This window comes from Methanococcoides sp., from assembly GCF_030594565.1.
GTDB classification, from domain to species: Archaea; Halobacteriota; Methanosarcinia; order Methanosarcinales; family Methanosarcinaceae; genus Methanococcoides; species Methanococcoides seepicolus.
Window position 1 is genome coordinate 49,978 of record NZ_JAUVEY010000001.1, and the last position, 7,965, is coordinate 57,942.

A 7,965-nucleotide genomic window follows, 5' to 3' on the forward strand; every position below is an offset into this window, starting at 1 on the left:
TGAACAATGGAAAGTTCGACAGATAAAGAAGTACAGTTAAAGGAAAGTCAGTTGATGACCGATTCCCGTACTGCTGCTTCTGGTTATAATTACGATATAGGTTCAGGCTCAGCTTATTCCGGAAATGGAGGTGCTACTTTTTCACAGACACCTTCCATTGTTTCAACGGAAAGAGTTGATCCTGCCAAAGCAAAGCCTTCTGAAATAATAATCGTGGGTACAGCCCATGTTTCAGAGAAGAGCGTCAATGAAGTAACAAGCGCTATTGAAAATGAAAAGCCGGATATTGTGGCAGTCGAGCTCTGCCAAGGCAGATATGATTCGCTTAAAGGGGAGGTAAAAGATTCAGACCTTCCCATAAAGGATATCCTGAGTGGCGGAAAGATATATTACTTCCTGGTGCACCTGCTTTTGGCCTATGTACAGAAGAAGATCGGCAATGAGATGGGAGTTCAGCCAGGTGCTGAAATGATAACTGCCATCGATGTAGCAGAAGCCAATGGGGCCAAGGTCGCGCTTGTTGACCGTGATATACAGCTTACATTGCAGCGTTTCTGGAGCAAGATGAGCATCTTTGAAAAGTTCAATATGCTAGTTGCACTTGTTTCTTCAGCTCTGGGAATTGGTGGTTCCAAGAATATAGATATTGATAATATTACTGATCAGGACATGGTAACGACGCTTATTAATGAGCTTCGAAAAGCTTCCCCGAATGCGGCTACCGTGCTCATTGATGAAAGGGATGCCTATATTGCAGGAAATCTTTTAAGACTTGCCAATGGTGGCAACAAGAAGATAATAGCAGTATTAGGTGCAGGCCACAAGCAGGGAGTTGAAAGATACCTTAAGGACCCGAAGTCCCTCCCTCCTGTTTCTTCACTGACGGAATTGCCTCAAAAACGGTTCAGCTTCATGAAGATAATTGGTATCGGAATAGTGGGAATAGCCCTTGCAACATTCATTTTGATCATCATGTCAGGAACACCTATTGAACTTTTGCTTCTGGCATTTGGCTGGTGGTTCATTATCAACGGTGTTCTCAGTGCGACAGGGGCTGCTCTTGCAAAAGGTCATCCATACTCGGTTATCACTGCATTTTCGGTCGCCTGGTTGACCTCCCTGAATCCAATGATGGCTGCCGGATGGTTTGCAGGTCTTATGGAAGCTAAACAAAGGAGTCCGACTACCTCTGATCTGAAAGAAATGGTAAAACTTGAAAGCTTCAAAGAGCTTCAGAAGAACAATTTCTTCAGAGTTGTCTTTGTAGCCGCACTTGCTAATGTCGGAAGTACCATAGGGACCTTCCTTGGTGTCTATGTGATGGTACAGATAACAGGCCTCGATCCAAGAGATATAATCAGTGCAGGTCTGTCAGTGATAGGTTTGTAAAAAGGTTTAATGATAGATCATTTTTCGATCTATCCAACCATTTTTGACTTTTTTCATTTATCTTCATTTTTTTGTCTGTTCTATCAATGGAATATCCGGCAGATTTTCCCAGACATCTTCATAGTTGTCATATACTGTCAGAAGATCGACTATAACAGGTAACGGGTCTGCCCATATCTCCGGCAGGTCGGCTTCACCTTCTACTTTTATCTCATAGGCGAGCATCTCTTCAGGTGGAGCATATTGAGCATTCACACTTTTTTTGTTTCCTCTGGCATCGATACGGTACCAACCGATGTCCGGCAGATAGACAGCATTCAGGCCATGGAGGCAAAATGGTTCTCCATTCTCATCCCTGCTAAGACGCTGATAACATAATCCGGCGGGAATGCCATTTGCCCTGAGCAAAGCTGCCAGAAGGTGACTTTTAGCATAACAGTAACCTGTTCCTGCTTCCAGGACCTCGGAAGCTTTCAGGGTGATAGGGTTCAAACAATAATCATGACTGTGATATATCTCATCCCTTACCCATTCAAAACACCTTTTTGTAATTTCAACAAGATCATCCGATCCCAATGCAAGCTTTTTTGCAAGCTTTTGAATTTTTGGGTGTTCCCAGTCGATTATCTCTGTGGAGCGTAGATATTCTTGCATACTATCAGCCTGCTATCATTATGAATAGATATTATAAAACACTATGAAAGGAAATTCTGAACAAACGAGGACCTAAAAAAAGAAAATAAAAAATGGTTGACCTTAGAAAAGGTCATGAAGGTTGAACTTGTGTGGTCCGAGACTTCCGCCGTAGTTTCCTGCGGTGATCTTCTTGATTCCAGGAACAGCAACAGCTGCTCTGATTCCCATCTCGGTTGCTTTTGCAATGGATTCGAAGTCAAGACCATTGATAACGATCTCATAGACACAGTTAACATCTGCAGGAATCTCTGAGCCTTCTACCTTGTCCTTGATGCTTGGACAGAACTTCTCGTTTGCAGTTGCTTTGAGGAACTTGTACTTGTTTGCGCCTGCCTTTGAACCGCTTGCTACGATTCCGCCTGGGAATGGTGTGATGGTACCATCAACAGCTCCGATTGCATCGACTGCGTTCTCTGCTGCGGTAAGTGTTGTCATCTGTGTGTCACCGAAGATGAAGAAGTTACCACCTGCGATAGCGGTTACTGCACCGAGTGTGTCCTCGACAAGGAAGTCACCCTCCATCATTGGGATAACGTGCATCTTGCGACCGCCAACTTCTGTCTCAGACTCTGTTCCATCTGCGAAGTATTTGAGCTTGCGTCCGGTATCGAACTGCTTCTCTGCATCTGGAAGGCCGTTGAACACTGCGGTTGTTGGTGCTGTGAGTATACACTGACCGACACGCTCTAAAAGCTGTTCTTCAAGTGACTTGAATCCGAAGGTGCATAACTGTATGTAAACACCTGGTCTGCCATCTGGTGTCTCACTTGCATCCGCGTATTTCTCAATGCCGGCTTCAGCAGGACATCCAATGACTGATGTTCCGAATCCTGTTGCTTCCTGTGCTGCAACAGTTGCCCAGCGCTTTGTTGCTGCTGTGATCAGTATTCGTGAAATTTTGATTGGGAATGCCTCTGCAAATGTATCTTCGATCTCTACTCCATTTAGTTCCATTACAACACCTACATGATTGAATTTTAGTATGAATTACAATACAATTACAATACATATATGTTGTGTCCATAGCGATAGATAGTAGATTTATAAGGACGAATTTGAAAGGTATTGTCATTTTGGTTATCAAAATAAAACGATTTTAAAAAGAGTTCCATAGGATTTTCATTCTTTTGGTAAAACTTCCATCAACAAATATTTGGAATTTGACCATTAAATATAGGTGCACGACCAAATTGAAAAAAACGAGTGATTTCGATTACTGGTATCCATAGTAAAATAATAATCCTCGTAGTGACCATCCGGCTATGAATCCGCTTAATATTAAAGCTAGTAGTCTTCCTAAACGGATAGATTTTTCCGTCATGATTCTTTTCCCCATATTTGAGATTTACTATTACAATACATATACTCTTCCATTTAGAAAGTTCACTTCCCTGTACCTTCATAGTTCACAAAAAAAGGATGTAGAATTATCATGGGTTTGAGGCTCACCCATATCCATGAAAGCATCCTGGACAATAACAGCAAACTGTCCTGAATCTCCCACGTGGAGCATGTCCAGAGTGACCTTCTATTAAAATACAGTGCGATCTTTGGATCTGGTTAACCTGCAAAGAATTACCATCCATCCGCAATGATGGCTACTATCTTCACAAATTCAACTGAAACTGGTTGAGGTTGTATCGGATTTCTTCTTTCCAATCTTGAATATCCGCTTTAAGCTGAACTGTGTCAACACCTTTGCGTTCAAGCGTATCTTCATTGGATATTACAAAGGACTCAAATTCGTTAAGATGCCTGTATATATTGTTTGCAGTGGATCTGTAATTATTCTCTGCAGTTATCAGTTGATCCAATGCTTCATCGAGTTCATTTTCTTTCGCATCCTTATCAGATGCATTAATGTAAGCCTCATATGCAGCAGTGTAGTTTTCCTGTTTTTCAATAAGTTCATTTATAACAGGATTATATTCTTCTACATCATTGTCGTACAATTGAATGTAAATGTCGTATTTGCTCATGGTTCCGGAATCCATACATCCGGAACTCAATACTGCTATCACAAACACTAGTATCAACGTGATCATTTTTTTCATGCAGCTTTCTCCTTTTTGAAGATATTACATATAAATACAGAAATATATTAGTAACAACTTCACTTTGGATTCGAAATATTTGCAATGCATTATACATATACTCTTCTATTTAGAAAGTTCACTCCCCTGTACCTTCATATGTTCGCAAAAAAAGGATGTAGAATGTATCTTCATGAGTGCGATGCTCGCCTATATCCATGACAGCATCCTGGACAATAACGGCAAACTGTCCTTGTTTTCCCATTCTGGAAAAAAGTTTCGCAATGGCCTTTACAGGTACCTCAAGTTCTGAACGCATTGCAGCAAGACAGATATCCTTCATTGAAACAATGGTCTGTTGCATCAGTTCCTCAGAGTCATTTTTAAGAGCAGCAAGGCCCACATCGTTCAGTTCATGAATGACATGTAACAATTCCTCTTCACGATAATCACGTGCAGCTATCACACCAAGGTCCTGCATTGCCCGGATGACTTCCAGTGCATCTTTAGGGTCGAAAAACTTTCCCATGCTACGCAAAGAACCCACCAATTTTTTGAAACCATCCTGTCCTTCCTGAGTTTTTTCTTGAATAAAACGAATACCGATATCCCGCATTGTGAGAACTATAAGACGACTGTAATTTGCGCGCTCATATCTTGTTGATATTCTCGCCAGTTCCAGCAACTGTTTTATTACGGTTATCATGGTTGAAGTGTCCTGTGCAAAGGTTGCATTGTTGCCAATCTCTTTGAGCAGCAACAATCCCTTTTCGACTGCTTCTTCATGTCTCGATCCGGCAGCAGCTTCTGTAATATCCCCTATGGACCTTACAAATTGTTGGTTCAGTTGTGTCGAAGTTGTTTCTTTTATAACATCGAAAAGGGACGTCAATGATCTTAATGATCGTACAGCTCCATCCTGGCTTCCGTGATTTGAAGCGGCCTTTCCGATAACACCGATCGAACGAACAACACGTTCTGTTGCAGTTTCGTCTCTTGAGGCTGCAATAAAGCCCATCTCGAGCAAATGGAAATTCATATGTTTTGCAATAGCAGTAGTGTCCCTGCCACCTGTCATGAGATTCTTTGCTGTAATGGTTATCTTGTATAATCCTTTTTTGAAGATGTCCTCATCATTGTTCCGAATTGCACATCTTATACTGTCAACAGCAGCTGAAAGAGGATCATCGACATCTCTGGCACTGTGTTTTGATGAAGCTTCGATAAGGTCGTATGAGGTGATCTTCCCCATCATTTCTTCAAATCTGTGTACTATCTTTTCGTTGTAGAGGTTCCTTGTAATGGCTGCTGCCATATATCCCAGAATAGTTGCAATTGCTACGACCACGCTGAATATGATAGGGTCATAAAGGTTCATGAGATGGGATGCCGAGACCGCAAATGCTACTGAACCAATTATGAACGAAAGATTGTGATTCATTGTTCTTCTTTTTGAGCTTTGCCATATTGTTATGACCCAAAGGAAAGCAAAAAAGACAAGAATGATCGAATCGGCTGCAATGTCGGGTGTGACATCGGATATCAGAAGCGCTGCTATAACAGATATTTGAATTGCGAATGCGGCCACTGTAAGATCTGGAGCGGCTTCTGAAAGGTCCATCTTGAGACTTTTTCGTATGAGAATATCAAAAAAAAGAATGCCAGCGGTAAGACCGATGACAATTAAACTATCGATGATCGTGGTGATTAATATATCCATTTTTATCACTGGTTGAATTTAATATTATTCTTATAGTTTTGCTCCACAGTTCTTGCAGAAAAAAGCATCAGTATCATGACCCTGCAATCCGCAATTGTGACAGGCGATGTTAAGGGCAACGTCCTTCGTTTTTTCAGATATGATTATAGGTCTGGCTGCCATGCTGGTGTTTATAATAGAATGGGTAATGATGCCAGTGGGAACCGCTATTATGGAATAACCGAGTAACATAACAACGGATGCCATTGCCTGCCCTAGTGGTGTAACAGGCACGAGATCACCGTATCCCACAGTTGTCAGTGTTGTTATGGCCCAGAAGACACTTCGTGGGATACTGGTAAATCCGTTTTGCTCCCCTTCAATGACATACATCATTGAGCCCAGTATTATTACAAGGTTCAGGACAGTGAATGTAAAAACTGTTATCTTTTTGCTGCTGTCTTTAAGGGCCTGTACCAGTATATCAGCCTCTGAGAGGTACTGGACAAGTTTGAGCACCCTGAATATCCTGAGCAAACGAAACACTCTGATTATCAGCAGGTATTGGCTTCCGGGAAGGAACAAACTAAGATAGGTTGGTACGATAGCCAGAAGATCGATAATTCCAAAGAAGCTGGTAGCATAGCGGACTTTACTTTTTACACATATCATCCTCAGTAAATATTCAATTGTAAAAAGGACGGTGAAGATTATTTCCGCCATGTAGAGCTTTTGATGATGAATTGAGCTTATTGAATGAACACTGTCCAGCATAACGACTAAAACGCTCAGAACGATCGTTATTATAAGGGTTATGTCAAAGTATTTTCCAATAGGGGTGTCAGCTTCGAAGATGTATTTGTACAGGTATGAACGCCACCCCTCACATTCTGAACGATTTTCCGAATCCCTGTTCCATCTGTTCATCATTCATCCCTCTTCTCATATCAATATCATGAGTTTGTGTTCCGGCATTGTAAATGTTGCAGGAACCTGATAACAAAATTCTCTCTATTATAATATAAATCATTCTAAATATTGGGTATTGCTCATCAAAAGCTTTATTTTCTTGCGTCTCATATTTGAGATGCATCTCATATTTGAGGCAGGATAACAAAAAGGTACCAAAAATGCATCGCATAAATTCTTTGAAACATCTGGCTCTTCTGGGCGCACTTAAGAAACCTGTAAAGATATCATCAAGTGAGTTTACCAGATACACTTCCACAGGTTCCAAAACAGCCGCAAGGATACTAAAGCAGCTTGAGGAAGAGGGTTTGATCGATCGTCTGATCATTCCCGAAGGCCAGATGATATCCATTACGGAAAAGGGTCGCAAATGGCTTGAGAGTGAGTTCAGTGATTATAAGCACATATTCTGTGGTGATGAGGATAAAATTGAGCTCTATGGTAATGTGATAACGGGTCTTGGGGAAGGGCAGTATTACATTGCTCAGGATGGATACGGATCACAGTTCGAAGAAAAATTGGATTTCAAGCCTTATCCGGGTACTCTCAATGTCAGGCTTACCAGTCACAGTGCAGATATACAGAAAAGGAAAAGCCAGAAAAATATAATTCCAATATCCGGTTTTACTGACGGTCAGCGTACTTTTGGAGGCTGTAATTGTTATTTTGTGGAGGTAGAAGGGGTGAGGGGAGCTGTTGTGACTCCCGAACGTAGCCATTACCCCCACGATCTGCTGGAGATAATATCCCCTGTTCATCTTCGTAAGACCTTAGAACTGAATGACGGGGATGAAGTGAAGATTATGATCGAAGACCGCAGTGCATGTGAGTGATCCTATGACAAACGAAAATTACACTGATAATATCAAGAATGCAATAAAGGCTGCACAGAATGGGGAAATGTTCTTTATTTACGATTCAGATAGCAGAGAGGGTGAAACTGATTTTGTTATTACCGCTTCTTCTGTAACTCCCGATGACGTGCGCTGGATGCGCAGAGATGGCGGCGGGCTTATTTGCGTGGCCATCGATAGTGAAAATTCACAAAAGCTCGGCCTTCCCTTCATATCCGATGTTCTTCGTGATGAGGCAAGGTCCAATCCCGCTCTTGGAAACACTGTTGAGAAAGGCGGAGATCTTGCTTATGACAACCGTTCCTCATTTTCCATATGGGTGAAC

The 7,965-nt window shown here is 41.7% G+C and carries 8 protein-coding genes; 3 read left to right on the top strand and 5 right to left on the bottom strand.

Going from position 1 to position 7,965, the window contains the following annotated elements; translation table 11 throughout:
* Window positions 1–6: 6 nt before the first annotated feature.
* Window positions 7–1,389 (top strand): TraB/GumN family protein, encoded by a 1,383-nt coding sequence (locus tag QAS77_RS00230; protein ID WP_305063722.1) that lies wholly within the window; start codon window positions 7–9, stop codon window positions 1,387–1,389.
* Window positions 1,390–1,452: 63 nt separating this feature from the next.
* On the opposite strand, the gene QAS77_RS00235 is transcribed toward QAS77_RS00230, so the two are convergent.
* The 5 genes from QAS77_RS00235 to QAS77_RS00255 all read right to left on the bottom strand — a co-directional run bounded on the left by QAS77_RS00235 (window position 1,453) and on the right by QAS77_RS00255 (window position 6,744).
* Window positions 1,453–2,043, bottom strand: a complete 591-nt coding sequence (locus QAS77_RS00235) for a transglutaminase-like domain-containing protein (RefSeq protein ID WP_305063723.1) — start codon at window positions 2,041–2,043, stop codon at window positions 1,453–1,455.
* 102 nt (window positions 2,044–2,145) lie between these two features.
* Complete coding sequence (fhcD, locus tag QAS77_RS00240; RefSeq protein WP_250868577.1) at window positions 2,146–3,039, bottom strand: formylmethanofuran--tetrahydromethanopterin N-formyltransferase; 894 nt, start codon at window positions 3,037–3,039, stop codon at window positions 2,146–2,148.
* A gap of 653 nt (window positions 3,040–3,692) precedes the next feature.
* Window positions 3,693–4,139, bottom strand: a complete 447-nt coding sequence (locus QAS77_RS00245; RefSeq protein WP_305063724.1) for a hypothetical protein — start codon at window positions 4,137–4,139, stop codon at window positions 3,693–3,695.
* 118 nt (window positions 4,140–4,257) lie between these two features.
* Window positions 4,258–5,838: a hypothetical protein gene (locus QAS77_RS00250; RefSeq protein ID WP_305063725.1), complete on the bottom strand. Its 1,581-nt coding sequence runs from the start codon at window positions 5,836–5,838 to the stop codon at window positions 4,258–4,260.
* A gap of 30 nt (window positions 5,839–5,868) precedes the next feature.
* Window positions 5,869–6,744: an ion transporter gene (locus QAS77_RS00255; protein ID WP_331521777.1), complete on the bottom strand. Its 876-nt coding sequence runs from the start codon at window positions 6,742–6,744 to the stop codon at window positions 5,869–5,871.
* A gap of 203 nt (window positions 6,745–6,947) precedes the next feature.
* On the opposite strand from QAS77_RS00255, the gene QAS77_RS00260 reads away from it, so the two are divergent.
* Window positions 6,948–7,619: a winged helix-turn-helix domain-containing protein/riboflavin kinase gene (locus tag QAS77_RS00260; RefSeq protein WP_305063727.1), complete on the top strand. Its 672-nt coding sequence runs from the start codon at window positions 6,948–6,950 to the stop codon at window positions 7,617–7,619.
* Between the two features lie 4 nt (window positions 7,620–7,623).
* A partial coding sequence (locus QAS77_RS00265) for a 3,4-dihydroxy-2-butanone-4-phosphate synthase (protein WP_305063728.1) occupies window positions 7,624–7,965 on the top strand: 342 nt, incomplete at its 3' end.